Source organism: Ferrovibrio sp. (assembly GCF_046297595.1).
Taxonomy (GTDB): domain Bacteria; phylum Pseudomonadota; class Alphaproteobacteria; order Ferrovibrionales; family Ferrovibrionaceae; genus Ferrovibrio.
Genome location: NZ_JBKBHT010000001.1, coordinates 1,106,095 through 1,120,143 on the forward strand (window position 1 = coordinate 1,106,095; position 14,049 = coordinate 1,120,143).

A 14,049-nucleotide genomic window follows, 5' to 3' on the forward strand; every position below is an offset into this window, starting at 1 on the left:
CGGCCGGTAGGCCGGTGGCACAGCAAAGGGTGGAAGGCATGGCGTTCTTTCTTGGACAGGCGGAAAACGACGGCGTTTTCATCGGCCGGATCTGGTCGCCCGAAGCCGCGGGCCCCTCGGTGGTGACGATCCGGGACGGCATGGTGGTGGACATCACCTCGCGCGCAGCACCCGTGGCGGCCGATATCTGCGATATGGACGATCCGGCCGGCTATGTGCGCGCAGCGGCCGGCCGCAACGTCGGCCCGGCGGAGCAGATCGCGGCCCATACACCCGGCGACGCCACCAGGCCGCATTTCCTGGCCCCCTGCGACCTGCAGCCGATCAAGGCCTGCGGCGTGACCTTCGCCTCCTCGATGGTCGAACGCGTGATCGAGGAAAAGGCGGCCGGCGATCCGAAACGGGCGGAGGCGATCCGGAAAAAAGTCGGCGACGCGATCGGCGGATCGCTGCGCAACATCAAAGCCGGCTCGGAAGCCGCAGCCGGCGTCAAGCAGGCCCTGATCGCCGAAGGCATGTGGAGCCAGTATCTGGAGGTCGGCATCGGGCCAGACGCGGAAGTCTTCTCCAAGGCGCAGATGCTGTCGGCCATGGGGCCCGGCGCGGATGTCGGCCTGCACCCGATCTCGAAATGGAACAACCCCGAACCCGAGATCGTGCTGGCGGTATCCTCGCGGGGCCGCATCGTGGGCGCCGCCCTGGGCAACGACGTCAACCTGCGCGATGTGGAGGGGCGCTCGGCGCTGCTGCTCTCAAAGGCGAAGGATAACAACGCAAGCTGCGCGATCGGCCCGATGATCCGCCTGTTCGACGGCCGCTTCACGCTGGACCATGTGCGGCAGGCCGAACTGGACATGACCGTGACCGGGAAGGACGGCTTCGTGCTGAAAGGCCGTTCCTCCATGAAGCAGATCAGTCGCGACCCGGAAGACCTGGTGCGGCAGACGCTCGGCCGCCATCACCAGTATCCCGATGGCATCATGCTGTTCCTCGGCACGCTGTTTGCGCCGACCGAGGACCGCGATGTGCCCGGCGAGGGCTTCACCCACAAGATCGGCGATGTGGTGCGGATTTCCTCGCCCGGCCTCGGCTATCTGGAGAATACGGTGCGGCTATCCACCGAATGCCCGGAATGGACCTTCGGCACGCGCGCCCTGATGCGGAACCTGGCGGCGCGCAACCTTATCTGAGGCCAGTCTGTCGCAGCGCACGATTGTCCTGGTGCTAGATTCCCGCGCCCGTCCAGCTCTTGCCCGTGGCCGGATCGTAGCGCCCGCCGCCGAGGCGCTTGTGCCCCCACGCCATCATCTGCAGCAGAACCGGTTCGAGCGACTTGCCTTCATCGGTCAGGTGATACGCATAGCGGACAGGCCGCTGCTGATAGGCCCTGCGCTCCACCAGGCCCCAATTCTCAAGCCGCTTCAGCCGATCCGACAGAATGTTCGTGGGAATGCGTTCGGCGCTGTCCTGCAATGCCTGGAACGTATGTTTGCCATGCCACATCAGGTCGCGAACGATCAGCAGGGTCCACTTGTCGCCAAGCAGTTCCAGCGTCCGTGCGATGGAGCACATCGACCGGAATTCATGTTTCGCCATCGCGGCGCCCTTCCGCTTCCCAGCCCAGACTCAGGCCGGTCTGTTTGATGCCGTGAAGGGAGTCTAACGCAGTCACTTGCATTTTAAAAGTCTTGTCGATATTGTGGCTTGCATTTTGCAAGTTATTGAGGGGCCGCACCCCGCGGCATTCGCATATGATGAACAGGATACTTCTGGCCCATGCCGCCGCGGCCGGCGCCGCCCTGAGCGCGGGAACCGCCGTGGTGGCGACACGCTTCGTGATCGGCGAGACCGATCCGCTCTCGCTGGTGTTCTACCGGTACCTGGTCTCGGTGCTCTGTTTCGCGCCGTTCCTGCCCAGGCTCTGGCCGCGCACCGGGCTGACGGCCGGGGAATGCGCCAAGATCGCCATGTTCGGCATCCTGTTCTTTGTCCTGTTCCCCTGGGGCTTCAATGCATCGCTCGAACTCAATCCGGCCGCGCGGGGCGCCGTGGGGCTGGCGACCATTCCGATCCAGACCCTGCTGGTGGCGGCGGCCTTCGGGCGCGAACAACTCTCGAAGGCCAAAATATCCGGCGTCATGCTGGCATTCGGCGGAATTGTGATCGCCTTCGGCACCGCGGCGTTTGCGGATGGCAGCAGCAGTTACCTGCATGGCGACGTCCTCATGCTGCTCGGCGTGCTGTGCGCGGCCGTCTATTCGGTATTCAGCCGCCCGACCCTGATGCGCCACGGACCGCTGTTCGTGACCGCCCTGGGCATGATTTTCGCGGTGGCCGTGCTGTTTCCGGTGGTGGCCTTCAAGGCCGGCGGTGTGCTGCAGCCGTCATTCAGCGCCAGAGGCTGGATGGCGGTGCTGTTCCTCGGCACGGTGGCCGGCACGCTGCAATTCTCGCTGTTCATGCTGGCCCTACGCTGGCTGCCGCCCACCACCACGGTGCTGTACCTGACGCTGAACCCGATTGCCGCCATGATACTGGGCATCGTTCTGCTGGGCGAAAGCCTGACGGTTGAACTGGTCGCCGGCATGATCCTCGTCCTGGCCGGGATCATGGTGGGCAGTGGCGTACGGGCTGGCCACAGGAAGGCCGCCCCGGCCGACGCATGAGGCCGTGATCGCAGGGACCGGGCGCAAAAATCCCCGATCCGGCACTGGCATTGCCGCGCGCCGCGCGGGATTCTGGCGCCATGAGCGATTCGTCCGACCCCGGCGGCGCCGCCGATCCCGCGCCGCCCCCCGTGCGCAAGATCATCCATATCGACATGGATGCCTTCTATGCCTCGGTCGAGCAGCGCGACAATCCCGATCTGCGCGGCAAGCCGGTCGCGGTCGGCGGATCGCGCGAGCGCGGCGTGGTGGCGGCGGCAAGCTACGAGGCGCGCAAATTCGGCGTACGCTCGGCCATGCCGTCGGTGACGGCGAAGCGCAAATGCCCCGAACTGATCTTCGTGAAGCCGCGTTTCGACGCCTATCGCGCGATCTCGCAGCAGATTCGCGACATCTTCGCCGACTACACGCCGCTGATCGAGCCGCTGTCGCTGGACGAGGCTTATCTCGATGTGACCCAGAACCTGAAAGGCATTCCGTCGGCCACGCAGATTGCCGAGGAAATCCGCGCCCGCATCCGCGCCGAGACGCAGCTGACCGCCTCGGCCGGCGTGTCGTACAACAAGTTCCTGGCCAAGCTGGCTTCCGACCACAACAAGCCCGATGGCCTGTTCGTGATCACACCGAGGATGGGCGCCGCCTTCGTGGAAAGCCTGCCGGTGGGCAGGTTCCACGGCATCGGCCCGGCCACGGCTGCGAAGATGAACCGCTTAGGCATCGAGACCGGTGCCGATCTGCGCGAACGCACGCTGCCTTTCCTGCAGCAGCATTTCGGCAAGACCGGGCATTTCTATTACTGGATCGCGCGCGGCGTGGACGAACGCCCGGTGCGGCCCGACCGCATCCGCAAATCGGTGGGCGCGGAAGACACCTTCGCGGCCGACCTGTTCACGCTGGAGGAGGCGCAGGCAGAAGTGGAGAAGGTGGCCGACAAGGTCTGGCGCTATTGTGAAAAACACAGCATCCGCGGCCGCACCGTGACGCTGAAGGTGAAATACGCCGATTTCCAGCAGATCACCCGCAGCCGCACGCAGCAGATGCCGCTGGCCTCCGCCGCCGATCTGCTGGGCATCGCCTTCGAGCTGCTGGCCGGGGTGTTCCCCACGCCCAAGGGCATCCGCCTGCTGGGCGTGACGCTGTCCTCGCTGGAGGGCGCGGCCGAACGGGACGACGAAAACGGCACGGGCGAGACCGGCGCACGGCAGCTCACCCTCACGCTCTAGTCACGCCTCAAGGCCATCGAGAAAATCTTCCGCCTCGCGCAGGAGCGTCGACTGACGCGTGGCATCCATCGCCGCAATCTGGCGATAGGGCATGGCCAGCCGTGGATTGCCGGCCAGGTGCCGCCGGTTGCGGATCAGGAAGGCCCAGTAAAGGCGGTTGAACGGGCAGGCGCGCGGACCGCTTTTCTGCTTCACGTCATAAGCGCAGCTGCCGCAGAAATCCGACATGCGATCGATATAGGCACCCGAGGCGGCATAGGGCTTGGATGCCAGCAGGCCGCCATCGGCGAACAGGGCCATGCCCAAGGTATTGGGCAATTCCACCCATTCGAATGCATCGGCATAGACGGCCAGATACCAGTCGCAGACCGCCTGCGGCCGGATGCCGGCCAGCAGGGCGAAATTGCCGGTCAGCATCAGACGCTGGATATGGTGGGAATAGGCATGGCGATGCGTGTCGGCGATGGCATGGCGCAGGCAGGCCATTGGCGTCTCGCCGCTCCAGTAGAAGGCGGGTAGCGGACGCTGCGCCTCCAGCATATTGAACGCGGCGTAGTCGGGCATCCTCAGCCAATAAAGGCCGCGCACATATTCGCGCCAGCCCAGAATCTGGCGGATGAAACCCTCCACCGCGTTCAACGGCGCATGGCCGGCACGAAAGGCGGCTTCGGCGCGGGCGCAGACCTCGCGCGGCGTCAGCAGGCCGATATTGAGGCTCGGCGCCAGCAGAGAATGGTGCATGAAGGGTTCGCCACCGCGCATGGCATCCTGATAATCGCCGAACAGCGGCAGGGCATCGGTGATGAAATCCTCCAGGGCCTGCTGCGCCTGATCGCGCGTCACCGGCCAGTTGAAGTCCGCCAGCGATCCGAAATGGCCCGCGAAGCGTCGCTCCACCAGTGCCAGCACCTCGGCCGTGATCGCATCGGGCGAGAACCGGCGGCGCGACGGCACGATATGGCCACGCGGCAGGCGGCGGCGATTCTGGGCATCGAAATTCCACTGCCCGCCGACGGGCGCATCGCCCTGCATAAGCAGGCCGGACTCGCGCCGCATCTCGCGGTAGAAATATTCCATGCGGAAGGATTTGCGTCCCGCCGCCCAGCGCACGAAGCGCGCACGGCTGGCGAAAAAACGTGTGTCATCGCGGATCTCGACCGGACAGTCGAACAGGGCCGCCCAGTCGCGCAGCGCCGCCAGCACGCGCCATTCACCTGGTTCGGTGACGACGATGCGATCGATGCGATGGCGCTGCAGGGCACGCCGCACCTCAGCCGTGAAGCTGCCGGTATTGGCAGGATCGTCCAGCGCCACGTAATCGACACGGATGCCCTCGGCGCGCAGGTCATCGGCAAAATGCCGCATGGCGGAAAGGATCAGGGCGATCTTCTGCTTGTGGTGCGGCACATAAGCGGTTTCCTCTGCCACCTCCATCATCAGCACGGCATCCCTGGCCGCGTCGAGGCCATCGAGCGCCGCGATGTCGCGGCTGAGCTGGTCGCCCAGGATGACGCGCAGCGCGCCCATATCAGGATTGCCGCGCCCGACCGCGCCAGGCCGTCTTGCAGCGCTCGGAGCAGGTTTTCACGGTGTCCCAGTCGCGCCGCCATTTGCGGCGCCAGGCAAACGGCCGGCCGCAGGCCAGGCAGGTCTTCTGCGGCAGGTTCGGCTTACGGTGGCGCAGGTTTCCGGTCTCGGGCATGCCGGTGATACGCAAGCATCGTGATGGCGGATCAGCCGCGCACCGCGATTGTACCGTCGGCGCGGCCAAGCCTATACTTCCGGCCCGATCCCGTCTTGCCGCCGCAGACAAGCATGCAACATTCCCGCCTCGATGGCCTCGCCATCGGCCTGATGACCGTTCTCTGCCTGAGCTGGGGCATCCAGCAGGTCGTGATCAAGATCACCGCCGATTTCGTCTCGCCGCTGCTGCAGGCCGGCCTGCGCTCGGTCGGCGCGGCCCTGCTGGTCTGGCTGTGGATGACCTGGCGCCGCATTCCGCTGTGGCAGCGCGACGGCAGCCTGTGGCCCGGCCTGGGTGCCGGGCTGCTGTTCGGCACCGAATTCGGCCTGTTATTCTACGGCCTGACGCTCACCACCGCCTCACGCGCCGCGATCCTGCTGTATACCGCGCCTTTCTGGGTGGCGCTGGGTTCGCATCTGCTGATCCCGGGCGAGCGCATCGGGCGACTGCAGTGGCTTGGCCTGATGCTGGCCTTCCTGGGCGTGGTGCTCACCTTTGCCGGCCGCCTGCAGGCGCCGCAGCCACAGGAGATGCTGGGCGACGCCCTGATGGTGGCGGCCGCCATCCTGTGGGCGGCCACCACCCTGCTGATCAAAGGCTCGAAACTGCGGCTGGTCAGCCCCTACAAGACGCTGCTCTATCAGCTTGCCGTGTCCGGCCCGATACTGCTGCTGGCCGCCCTGTTCAGCGGCGAAAGCCTGGCCATCCCGGCCACGGGTTTCGTGATCGGCTCGCTGGCCTTCCAGACCGTGGCAGTGGCGGCGGTGAGTTACCTTGCCTGGTTCTGGATGATGACGCGGTATCCGGTTTCGCGGCTGTCGGCTTTTTCCTTCCTGACGCCGGTTTTCGGCGTGGCCGGCGGCGCGCTGTACCTGAACGAGCCGCTCACCCTCACCCTGCTCGGCGCCCTGGCGCTGGTGGCCTTCGGCATCTGGCTGGTGAACGCGCCCCAATCACGATCATGATGGCACGATCATGATGGCACGATCATGATGGCGGCGCGGTCCTGACGATACGGCTGATGCGCCAGGACCGCTTCCGAAGCTAGGCGGCGCTGCGTGGCGTTTTGCCGGCGGCGGCGGTTTCCTTGGCCGCCAGGAAGGCCTCGGCCATCTTTTCCCGCTCCGGTGCGTCGAAATGCTTGTTCAGCAGATCGAAAGCCTCGCCCTGCTCTTCCTCCACATGGTGTTCGAGCAGTTCCTTCAGCACCATGGCATGGGCGCTCCAGGATGGACTGGTGGTGGCACTGGACCGCGTCAGCTTCTCGAACAGGTAATCGACCAGGGCGTGCTCGACATAGCCTTCATGGCCCATCTTCACGGCTTCCTCGTCGTCCTTGCAGTCTTTCAGCGCCTCGTAGACGGCGACTTCCTCGGCGCGGGAATGCAGGATGAGGGCTTCCTTGAGCTGATGGAAGATTTCGCGCCGGGCCTTGGCGTCGTCTTCCTCCTGGCAGAGCCGGTCGGCAAGGGTAAGGGCTTCGTCATGTTCCTGGCGCAACAGGGCGGTGATCTCGGGCATGGGGCATCCTTTCCGGCAAATGGAAGCTGGGCTGGTCGAAATCCTGTTGCCGTGACAGCGATGCATGCCTAACAGCCTGTCTGGGCAGTTGTTCCCGCCCGCCGCTGTGACAAATGTCGCCCGGAAAGCCGCCCGCCCGGCAGCGACCTCGCACCGGCACCGGATTACAAATCTGTAATCCGGTGCCGAATTCGGCCGCAGACAGATAGAAATCCGGTAACGTAGCAGTACGTCTACATTACTTGCGCCGCGACCTGGCGTAATACCCCGTCAGGAAAAACGGGGAAGCGACGTTATGCCGACCGGCGAATATATCCTTATTGTCGAAGACTCAGCTTCGATGCGGCAGACCATGCGCGGCATCCTGGAAGCCGCCGGACACCGCGTCGGCGAAGCCGGCAATGGCGATGCGGCGCTGGCCGCGCTGGAAACCCAGCCGGTGCAGCTGATGCTGCTGGACCTCGGCCTGCCGATGATGCGGGGCGAAGACGTGCTCGCCGCCGTGCGCAAGCGCTCGCGCGTGCCGATCATCGTGGTCTCGGGCGAGGAACACCGCAATGCCAAGGTCGAGGCGCTGTCGAACGGCGCCGACGACTACATCACCAAGCCCTTCGATGTCGCCGAACTGATCGCCCGCGTGCGCGCCGTGCTGCGCCGCGCCAACCCGGGCAACAACCGCGACGAGCTGGGCGATTTCCGCATCGACCGCAGCCGCGCCCAGATCTGGCACAAGGGCAACGCCATACGGTTGACCGCGATGGAAAACCGTCTGGTCGGCCTGTTGTTCGATTATGCCGGGCAGATCGTGCTGTTCGACGACATCACCCGCGAATTGTGGCAACGCGACGACGACCAGTCGCGCGCCACATTGCGCGTGCTGATCTGGCGCCTGCGCCAGAAACTGGAAGACAATCCCGACCAGCCGAAGCGCCTGGTGACGGAAGAGAATCTCGGCTATCGCCTCAAACTCTGAGCTGATTCCGAATCAGCTCCGATCATGCACCGGACAGAACGGAAATATTCGCGAACATAGCGCGATAATCTGCGCGAGCGTGCCGCAATCTTTGCGTTCGGCATCCGCTTTTGGCTATCCTCTGCGCGTAAACGAAAAAGCAGCATCGTCAAAGCCTGGATGCCGGTCACGGCAGACAGCTTTCGGCCATTTTTTGCTGCCGGGCGATCCGTGCCCGCCATCACCAGAGGGGAAGCCGCCATGTCCGCAACTGCCATCGCCGCCGCCACCACGGATTTTTCCGACATCAACCGCAGCAAGGCGGATTTCTCCGCGATCTATGTGCAGCCCGATCCGCGCGCCTATTTCCGCACGCTGGGTGCGCTCGGCTATGTGATTCCGCATCTGGCCCGGCCGGTCTTCGACCAGCTGATCGAGGCGCGCCAGCGCGCCAAGGGCGGGCCGATCACCGTGCTCGACCTGGGCTGTTCCTACGGCGTGAATGCGGCATTGATGAAATATGCCATCGATTACGACCACCTGACCGAGCGCTACGACATCCTGACCTATCAGCAGCTCGGTTCCGACGAGATCCTGGCGCTGGATCGGCATTATTTCGCGTCCTGGCCGCGCAAGCGCGACATCCGCGTGATCGGCCTCGACATCTCGCCGCAGGCGGTGGCCTACGGCCTGCATTGCGGCATCCTGGATCACGGCATCGTCGCCGACCTGGAAAGCGGCGAGATTCCGCCCGATGCAGCCAAGCTGCTGTCGGAAGTCGACCTGATCGTATCGACCGGCTGCGTCGGCTATGTCACCAACAAGACCTTCGATAAACTCGCCGTCTGCACCGCCAACGGCGAGGCGCCCTGGGTCGCCTCCTTCGTGCTGCGGATGTTCGATTACGGCGACATCGCGAAAACTCTGGCCCGCCAGGGCCTGGTGACGCAGAAATTCGAAGGCGCCACCTTCGTGCAGCGGCGTTTCCACGATGAGGAGGAAATGCGCGGCACGCTGGACGCACTGGCCAAGCGCGGCCTGAGCGCGGCCGGCAAGGAAGCCGATGGCCTGTTCCATGCCGAGTTGTTCTTCTCGCGGCCGAAGGAGGAATCGCTGGCCCGGCCGATCAACCAACTGGTGTCGGTGGCAAGCGGCGCCAACCGCAATTACGGCCGCCGGCCGCGCGTCGCGCAAAGGCAGACCAAAGCGGCACGGCCGGCCCGCGCCGGCTGAAGCGTCAGATGATCAGATGACCTTGGCCTTGCGCAGGCTGTCGAGCTTGGTGTCGTCCAAGCCCAGTACCTCGCGCAGCACCTCGTCGGTATGCTCGCCCAGCAGAGGCGGGCCGCGGTCGTAACTGACCGGCGAATCCGACAGGCGCAGCGGGCTGGCCACGCTGGGCAGCGTGCCCTGCTGCGTATGCGGCACGGTTTTCTGCAAACCGCGCGCCTGCACATGGGGATCGGCAAAGACGCGGTCCACCGTATTGATCGGCCCGCAGGGCACCTGGCGTTTTTCCAGCGCCGCGATCAGATCGTCGATGGTGCGCTTTTTCGTTTCCGTCTCGATGGCGGCAACCACTTCGGCGCGATGATGCAGGCGCTCGATATTGGTGGCGAAGCGCGGATCGGTCTTCCATTCCGGATGGCCCAGTTCGTCGGCCAGCTTGGCGAACTGCCCGTCATTGCCGACCGCGATGATCACATGGCCGTCTGAGGTCGGGAAACTCTGGTAAGGCACGATGGCGGCATGGCCGTTGCCCATGCGCTGCGGCACTTCATTGCCGACCAGGTAATAGGTCGCCTGGTTGGCCAGCGCCGCCACCTGCACATCCAGCAACGCCATGTCGATATACTGCCCCTTGCCGGAACGATGCCGCTGGTTCAGCGCACCGAGGATGGCGATGGTCGAATAAAGCCCGGTCATCACATCGGCCAGCGCCACGCCGGCCTTCTGCGGGCCGCCACCCGGCAGCCCGTCGCGTTCGCCGGTCACGCTCATCAATCCGCCCATGCCCTGGATGATGAAATCGTAGCCGGCGCGCGGCGCATAGGGGCCGGTCTGGCCGAAGCCGGTGATCGAGCAGTAGACCAGGCGCGGATTGATCTTCGACAGACTGTCGTAATCCAGGCCGTATTTCTTCAGGCCGCCGAGCTTGTAATTCTCCACCACCACATCGGCCCTGGCCGCGAGGTCGCGCAGAATCTGCTGGCCCTCTTCGGCGGCCATGTCGACAGTGATCGAGCGCTTGCCGCGGTTGGCCGCGAGATAATAGGCGGAATCGGCGCGCGCGCCGGTCTCGGGGTCCTTCAGGTAGATCGGACCCCATTTGCGCGTGTCGTCACCCTCGCCCGGCTTTTCCACCTTGATCACGGTGGCGCCAAGATCGGCCAGGTTCTGGGTGCACCAGGGCCCGGCCAACACACGGCTTAAGTCGAGCACGAGGATATCGTCCAGCGCGCGCATGCCGGCGCCTCCGTTTCCGACCGTGACGACGGGCTTAGTAGAAAGCCTGGATGCCGGTCTGGGCGCGGCCGAGGATCAGCGCATGGACATCATGCGTGCCCTCGTAGGTGTTCACCGTCTCCAGGTTCACCAGGTGGCGCATCACGTGATAATCCTCGTGGATGCCGTTGCCGCCGTGCATGTCGCGCGCCATGCGGGCGATGTCCAGCGCTTTGCCGCAGTTGTTGCGCTTGATCAGCGAGATCATCTCCGGCGTTTCCTTGCCGGCATCGCGCAGGCGGCCGACGCGCAGGGCGGCATTCAGGCCCAGCGCGATCTCGGTCTGCATGTTGGCCAGCTTGAGCTGGATGATCTGGTTGGCCGCCAGCGGGCGGTTGAACTGCTTGCGGTCCAGCACATACTGGCGCGCCTGGTGCCAGCAGGCCTCGGCCGCGCCCATGGCGCCCCAGGCGATGCCATAACGCGCGCTGTTCAGGCAGCCGAACGGCCCCTTCAGGCCCTGCACGTTGGGCAACAGGTTCTCGTCGGGCACGAACACGCCGTCCATGACGATCTCGCCGGTGATCGAGGCACGCAGGCTGAGCTTGCCGTTGATCTTGGGCGCCGACAGGCCCTTCATGCCCTTCTCGAGGATGAAGCCGCGGATGATGCCGTCTTCGGTCTTGGCCCATACGACGAAGACCTGCGCCAGCGGCGAGTTGGAAATCCACATCTTGGCACCGGTCAGCTCATAACCGCCGGCCACCTTCTTGGCGCGGGTCTTCATGCCGCCCGGATCGGAGCCGTGGTCGGGTTCGGTCAGGCCGAAGCAGCCGATCCATTCGCCCGAGGCCAGCTTGGGCAGGTATTTCTCGCGCTGGGCTTCGGTGCCATAGGCGTAGATCGGATACATCACCAGACTGGACTGCACGCTCATCATCGAGCGGTAGCCGGAATCGACAGCCTCGACCTCGCGCGCCACCAGGCCATAGGCGACATAGGAAGCGCCGGCGCAGCCATAACCCTCGATCATCGAACCCAGCAGGCCCAGCTCCCCCATCTCGCGGAAGATCGCCGGGTCGGTCTTTTCCTCGCGGAAGGCTTCCTTCACGCGCGGCAACAGCTTGGACTGGCAGTATTCGCGGGCGGTATCGCGGATCAGGCGCTCGTCCTCGGTCAGCTCGGCTTCCAGGTTGAAGGGGTCTTCCCACTTGAAAACGGCTTTGGCGGCAGGGGCTTGCGCGTTCATGGCGATATCCTCGGACGGTGGTTCTGGTTCTCTTGCAGGGGGACATAGCCCCTCGCTCTGGCCCGGCAAGCTGTCAGACCGGCGATTGGCAGGCAAACGAATTCTCGCTATTACTTGATAATCGGAGGTTATCATCTTGGCCCTGTCGCGCCGTTTCCTGCCGCCCCTTTCCGCCCTGATGGCCTTCGAGGCCGCCGCCCGGCACGAGAGCTTCACCGCCGCCTCGAAGGAGCTGAATGTCAGCCAGGCGGCGATCAGCCGGCGCGTGCAGCTGCTGGAGGACATCCTCGGCCTCACCCTGTTCGAGCGCATCCGCCAGCGCGTGGTGCTGACGCCGGCCGGCGCCGCCTATGCCCGCGAATTGCAGGAGGCTTTGGGCCGTATCGGCACCGCCACGGTGAACACCATGGCCGCGCGCGGCGGCAACGCCACGCTGAACATCGCAACCTTGCCCACCTTCGGCACACGCTGGCTGATCCCGCGCCTGCCCGGCTTTGCCGCCAAGCATCCGCAGATCACCATCAACCTGCCGACCCGCATCGAGACCTTCGATTTCGCCGCCGAGCCGCTGGATGCAGCGATCTCGTTCGGCGATCCGGTCTGGCCCGGCGCCGTGGTCGACAAGCTGATCGAGGAAGACCTGGTGCCGGTGCTGTCGAAAAAGCTGCTGGCCAGCCAGCGCATCAAGAAACCGGAAGACCTGTTCAAGATTCCGCTGATCCAGCAATCGACGCGGCCCTCGGCCTGGGCCGACTGGTTCGCGCTGGTGGGCGTGGCCTGCCCGCCGGTACCGCTGGGGCCGCGTTACGGCCAGTTCGCCATGGTGGTGCAGGCGGCCGTGGTGGGCCTGGGCGCGGCCATCGTGCCGCGTTTCTTCGTCGAGCAGGAACTGGCCGATGGCAGCCTGGTGGCGCCCTTTCCCGAATTGCTGCATAGCAAGCAGGCTTATTGCCTGTTCTATCCGGAAGCACGGCGCAACGATCCAGCCCTGCGCGCCTTCCGCGACTGGCTGGTGGGCGCGGTGAAGACGCAGGTCAGCTAGCGCAATAGGCCTGCAATGCCGCCAGATGCTTCTGCTTCGTCGCATCGTCGAGGAAGGCGGCGCGGAAGCCGTTGCCGGCCAGCGTGACGATCTCGTCACGGCTCAAATCCAGCGCCTGCTGCACGGCGATGTAATTCTCGGTCACATAGCCGCCGAAATAGGCCGGGTCGTCGGAATTCAGCGTCGCCACCAACCCGGCCCCCAGCATGCGGCGCAGCGGATGATCCTTCATGTCGTGCACGACGCAGAGCTTGAGGTTGGAGAGCGGGCATACGGTGAGCGGCATTTTCAGTTCCGCCAGCCGCGCCGTGAGTTTTTCATCCTCCAGCGCGCGGTTGCCATGATCGACGCGCTCGACCTTGAGCAGATCGAGCGCTTCCCACACATAGTCTGGCGGGCCTTCCTCGCCGGCATGGGCCACGGCATGCAGGCCGAGCGCCCGCGCCTTGGCGAAGACGCGCTGGAATTTCGCCGGCGGATGGCCCTTTTCCGATGAGTCGAGGCCGACGCCGATGAAACGCTCACGCCAGGGCAGCGCCTCTTCCAGAGTTTTTAACGCACTCTCCTCGTCGAGATGGCGCAGGAAACACAGGATCAGGCTGGCGCTCAGGCCCAGCTCACGCCGCGCGTCATCCAGCGCGCGCGTCAGGCCGTCGATCACCGTTTTGAAGGCGACGCCGCGGTCGGTATGGCCCTGGGGATCGAAGAAGATTTCCGCATGCCGCACAGTCTGTTTCGCCGCGCGGCGCAGATAGGCCATGGCGAGGTCATAAAAGTCCTGTTCGGTCTGCAGCACGCCCATGCCCTGGTAATACAGGTCGAGGAAATCCTGCAGGTTGCCGAAGCGGTACGCAGCGCGCAGATCGTCCACCGAGGCATAGCGGAAGGGCACCTTGTTGCGCTGGGCCAGGGCATACATCAACTCGGGCTCGAAGGTGCCCTCGATATGGACATGCAATTCGGCCTTGGGCAGGCCTTCGATGAAGGCGGTCAGGTCACTCATGGTTCAAACCTAGCGCGCCGCCGCGCAGGCGACAATCGCAACTGGCAGGGTTATACTGTCCCCGGAGCAACCCACGAGGAAACCGATGGTCGAACGCATGCCGCCGGGCCGTTTCGCCCCGATGCCGCGCCGCCTGTGGTGGCTGATCGTGCTGCGCGGCATCGCCGCCCTGCTGTTCGGCCTGATCGCGATCTTCTGGCCCGG

General features: G+C 64.9%; 14 protein-coding genes. 7 read left to right on the forward strand and 7 right to left on the reverse strand.

Features of this window, described 5'->3' with window-relative positions; all coding sequences use genetic code 11:
• Positions 1 to 38: 38 nt before the first annotated feature.
• Positions 39 to 1,190: a fumarylacetoacetate hydrolase family protein gene (locus ACK4FJ_RS05605; protein WP_409764842.1), complete on the forward strand. Its 1,152-nt coding sequence runs from the start codon at positions 39 to 41 to the stop codon at positions 1,188 to 1,190.
• 34 nt (positions 1,191 to 1,224) lie between these two features.
• On the opposite strand, the gene ACK4FJ_RS05610 is transcribed toward ACK4FJ_RS05605, so the two are convergent.
• Positions 1,225 to 1,596: a winged helix-turn-helix transcriptional regulator gene (locus ACK4FJ_RS05610; RefSeq protein ID WP_409764843.1), complete on the reverse strand. Its 372-nt coding sequence runs from the start codon at positions 1,594 to 1,596 to the stop codon at positions 1,225 to 1,227.
• Between the two features lie 155 nt (positions 1,597 to 1,751).
• Between ACK4FJ_RS05610 and ACK4FJ_RS05615 the strand changes: the two genes are divergently transcribed.
• Together ACK4FJ_RS05615 and dinB are read left to right on the forward strand one after the other, a co-directional pair.
• Positions 1,752 to 2,666 (forward strand): DMT family transporter, encoded by a 915-nt coding sequence (locus ACK4FJ_RS05615; protein WP_409764844.1) that lies wholly within the window; start codon positions 1,752 to 1,754, stop codon positions 2,664 to 2,666.
• Positions 2,667 to 2,746: 80 nt separating this feature from the next.
• Positions 2,747 to 3,889 (forward strand): DNA polymerase IV, encoded by a 1,143-nt coding sequence (dinB, locus tag ACK4FJ_RS05620; RefSeq protein WP_409764845.1) that lies wholly within the window; start codon positions 2,747 to 2,749, stop codon positions 3,887 to 3,889.
• Here dinB and ACK4FJ_RS05625 read toward each other — a convergent pair whose 3' ends face one another.
• Both ACK4FJ_RS05625 and ACK4FJ_RS05630 read right to left on the reverse strand, forming a co-directional pair.
• A complete protein-coding gene (locus tag ACK4FJ_RS05625; protein ID WP_409764846.1) occupies positions 3,890 to 5,416 on the reverse strand; it encodes a cryptochrome/photolyase family protein in 1,527 nt (508 codons plus the stop codon).
• A 1-nt stretch (position 5,417) separates the two neighbouring features.
• Complete coding sequence (locus tag ACK4FJ_RS05630; protein WP_409764847.1) at positions 5,418 to 5,591, reverse strand: DUF2256 domain-containing protein; 174 nt, start codon at positions 5,589 to 5,591, stop codon at positions 5,418 to 5,420.
• A gap of 113 nt (positions 5,592 to 5,704) precedes the next feature.
• On the opposite strand from ACK4FJ_RS05630, the gene ACK4FJ_RS05635 reads away from it, so the two are divergent.
• On the forward strand, positions 5,705 to 6,598 hold the full coding sequence (locus tag ACK4FJ_RS05635; protein WP_409764848.1) for a DMT family transporter: 894 nt from the start codon (positions 5,705 to 5,707) through the stop codon (positions 6,596 to 6,598).
• Between the two features lie 79 nt (positions 6,599 to 6,677).
• On the opposite strand, the gene ACK4FJ_RS05640 is transcribed toward ACK4FJ_RS05635, so the two are convergent.
• A complete protein-coding gene (locus ACK4FJ_RS05640; protein ID WP_409764849.1) occupies positions 6,678 to 7,154 on the reverse strand; it encodes a hemerythrin domain-containing protein in 477 nt (158 codons plus the stop codon).
• A gap of 295 nt (positions 7,155 to 7,449) precedes the next feature.
• Here ACK4FJ_RS05640 and ACK4FJ_RS05645 point away from each other — a divergent pair, with 295 nt between their 5' ends.
• The gene (locus ACK4FJ_RS05645) at positions 7,450 to 8,127 is read left to right on the forward strand and encodes a response regulator transcription factor (protein WP_409764850.1); all 678 of its coding nucleotides are present in this window, start codon (positions 7,450 to 7,452) and stop codon (positions 8,125 to 8,127) included.
• Between the two features lie 240 nt (positions 8,128 to 8,367).
• The gene (locus ACK4FJ_RS05650; protein ID WP_409764851.1) at positions 8,368 to 9,339 is read left to right on the forward strand and encodes a hypothetical protein; all 972 of its coding nucleotides are present in this window, start codon (positions 8,368 to 8,370) and stop codon (positions 9,337 to 9,339) included.
• Between the two features lie 12 nt (positions 9,340 to 9,351).
• Here ACK4FJ_RS05650 and ACK4FJ_RS05655 read toward each other — a convergent pair whose 3' ends face one another.
• Together ACK4FJ_RS05655 and ACK4FJ_RS05660 are read right to left on the reverse strand one after the other, a co-directional pair.
• Positions 9,352 to 10,572 carry a CaiB/BaiF CoA transferase family protein gene (locus tag ACK4FJ_RS05655; RefSeq protein ID WP_409764852.1) on the reverse strand — a complete coding sequence of 407 codons (1,221 nt, stop codon included), beginning with the start codon at positions 10,570 to 10,572 and terminating at the stop codon, positions 9,352 to 9,354.
• Between the two features lie 34 nt (positions 10,573 to 10,606).
• Complete coding sequence (locus tag ACK4FJ_RS05660) at positions 10,607 to 11,800, reverse strand: acyl-CoA dehydrogenase (protein WP_409764853.1); 1,194 nt, start codon at positions 11,798 to 11,800, stop codon at positions 10,607 to 10,609.
• Positions 11,801 to 11,936: 136 nt separating this feature from the next.
• Here ACK4FJ_RS05660 and ACK4FJ_RS05665 point away from each other — a divergent pair, with 136 nt between their 5' ends.
• A complete protein-coding gene (locus tag ACK4FJ_RS05665) occupies positions 11,937 to 12,842 on the forward strand; it encodes a LysR substrate-binding domain-containing protein (RefSeq protein ID WP_409764854.1) in 906 nt (301 codons plus the stop codon).
• On the opposite strand, the gene ACK4FJ_RS05670 is transcribed toward ACK4FJ_RS05665, so the two are convergent.
• Entirely contained in the window at positions 12,835 to 13,845 is a 1,011-nt protein-coding gene (locus ACK4FJ_RS05670) for an adenosine deaminase (RefSeq protein ID WP_409764855.1), read from the reverse strand. The genes ACK4FJ_RS05665 and ACK4FJ_RS05670 overlap by 8 nt on opposite strands.
• Positions 13,846 to 14,049: the final 204 nt, after the last annotated feature.

What these genes read in the sequence shown, in the direction of transcription:
- ACK4FJ_RS05605 (WP_409764842.1), top strand. Translation starts at nt 39, where the DNA reads ATGGCGTTCTTTCTTGGACAGGCGGAAAACGACGGCGTTTTCATCGGC.
- ACK4FJ_RS05610 (WP_409764843.1), bottom strand. Translation starts at nt 1,596, where the DNA reads ATGGCGAAACATGAATTCCGGTCGATGTGCTCCATCGCACGGACGCTG.
- ACK4FJ_RS05615 (WP_409764844.1), top strand. Translation starts at nt 1,752, where the DNA reads ATGATGAACAGGATACTTCTGGCCCATGCCGCCGCGGCCGGCGCCGCC.
- dinB (WP_409764845.1), top strand. Translation starts at nt 2,747, where the DNA reads ATGAGCGATTCGTCCGACCCCGGCGGCGCCGCCGATCCCGCGCCGCCC.
- ACK4FJ_RS05625 (WP_409764846.1), bottom strand. Translation starts at nt 5,416, where the DNA reads ATGGGCGCGCTGCGCGTCATCCTGGGCGACCAGCTCAGCCGCGACATC.
- ACK4FJ_RS05630 (WP_409764847.1), bottom strand. Translation starts at nt 5,591, where the DNA reads ATGCCCGAGACCGGAAACCTGCGCCACCGTAAGCCGAACCTGCCGCAG.
- ACK4FJ_RS05635 (WP_409764848.1), top strand. Translation starts at nt 5,705, where the DNA reads ATGCAACATTCCCGCCTCGATGGCCTCGCCATCGGCCTGATGACCGTT.
- ACK4FJ_RS05640 (WP_409764849.1), bottom strand. Translation starts at nt 7,154, where the DNA reads ATGCCCGAGATCACCGCCCTGTTGCGCCAGGAACATGACGAAGCCCTT.
- ACK4FJ_RS05645 (WP_409764850.1), top strand. Translation starts at nt 7,450, where the DNA reads ATGCCGACCGGCGAATATATCCTTATTGTCGAAGACTCAGCTTCGATG.
- ACK4FJ_RS05650 (WP_409764851.1), top strand. Translation starts at nt 8,368, where the DNA reads ATGTCCGCAACTGCCATCGCCGCCGCCACCACGGATTTTTCCGACATC.
- ACK4FJ_RS05655 (WP_409764852.1), bottom strand. Translation starts at nt 10,572, where the DNA reads ATGCGCGCGCTGGACGATATCCTCGTGCTCGACTTAAGCCGTGTGTTG.
- ACK4FJ_RS05660 (WP_409764853.1), bottom strand. Translation starts at nt 11,800, where the DNA reads ATGAACGCGCAAGCCCCTGCCGCCAAAGCCGTTTTCAAGTGGGAAGAC.
- ACK4FJ_RS05670 (WP_409764855.1), bottom strand. Translation starts at nt 13,845, where the DNA reads ATGAGTGACCTGACCGCCTTCATCGAAGGCCTGCCCAAGGCCGAATTG.